Annotated in this window: 1 protein-coding gene; it reads left to right on the top strand. The window is 77.5% G+C overall.

From position 1 onward, the window contains the following. Positions 1-1,010 (top strand): tetratricopeptide repeat protein (locus tag OFY01_RS17415; RefSeq protein WP_266600930.1); only part of this gene is annotated, 1,010 nt, incomplete at both ends.

Genomic DNA, 1,010 nt, shown 5'->3' with positions numbered 1-1,010 from the left:
GGCCGAGGACGGCCCCTACGCCACCGTCGGCGGCCGTGCCGCGGCAAGAGCCACACCGCGCGCCCCGCAGCGCGCCGCACCGCGTGCCGCGGCAGGCTCCGCCCGCGCGAAAGACAACGCTGCCACGGAAGCCGAGCAGTGGTACCGGCAGGCCGCCGCGCGCGGGCACCGCCGCGCCGCCCTCCACCTCGGCGCGATCCTGGAGAAGCGCGGCGAGCTGAAGGAGGCGGGCCGCTGGTACCTGACCTCGGCGAAGGACGGCGAGCCGCGCGCGGCGTGCGCGCTCGCCTTCCTGCTGCGCGACGCCGGGGACGAGGAGAGCGCCGCCGTGTGGTGGCTGCGCGCGGCCCAGGACGGCGACGGCAACGCGGCGAACGCCCTTGGCGCGCTGCACGCGCGGCGCGGCGAGACGCAGACCGCCGAGCGCTGGTACCGCGCCGCCATGGACGCGGGCGACACCAATGGCGCGTACAACCTGGGGCTGCTCTGCGCCGAGCAGAAGCGCACGCAGCAGGCGGAGAGCTGGTACCGCCGCGCCGCCTACGCGGGCCACCGCGAAGCGGCCAACGCGCTGGCCGTGCTCCTGTTGCAGCACGGCGACGCGTCCGGCGCCGAACCCTGGTTCTCCAAGGCGGCGGAGGCGGGCAGCGTCGACGCGGCCTTCAATCTCGGCATCCTGTACGCGGGCAGGGACGACGAGGACTCGGCCGAGCAGGCGCTCCGGTGGTACGAGCGGGCCGCCGCGGGCGGTCACACCGAGGCCGCGTTGCAGGCCGGTATCGCGCGGCTGCGCGAGGGTGACGAGCAGACCGCCGAGCGGCACCTGCGGTGCGCGGCGGGCGGCGGCAGCCCCGAGGCGGCGTTCCGGCTCGCCGCGCTGCTCGACGTGCGCCGCCCGCCCGCGCCGCGCCACGAGCTCGGCGAGCCGGTCGCCACCAAGAGCGAGTGCGAGGAGTGGTACGAGCGGGCCGCCGAGCACGGCCACCGGCGGGCCCAGGTGCGCGTCGGCA

Origin of the sequence: Streptomyces beihaiensis (assembly GCF_026274175.1) — a bacterium.
Lineage (GTDB): Bacteria > Actinomycetota > Actinomycetes > Streptomycetales > Streptomycetaceae > Streptomyces > Streptomyces beihaiensis.
The sequence above is the reverse complement of the archived record's forward strand: the minus strand, read 5'-3'. Positions and strand labels throughout refer to the sequence as shown.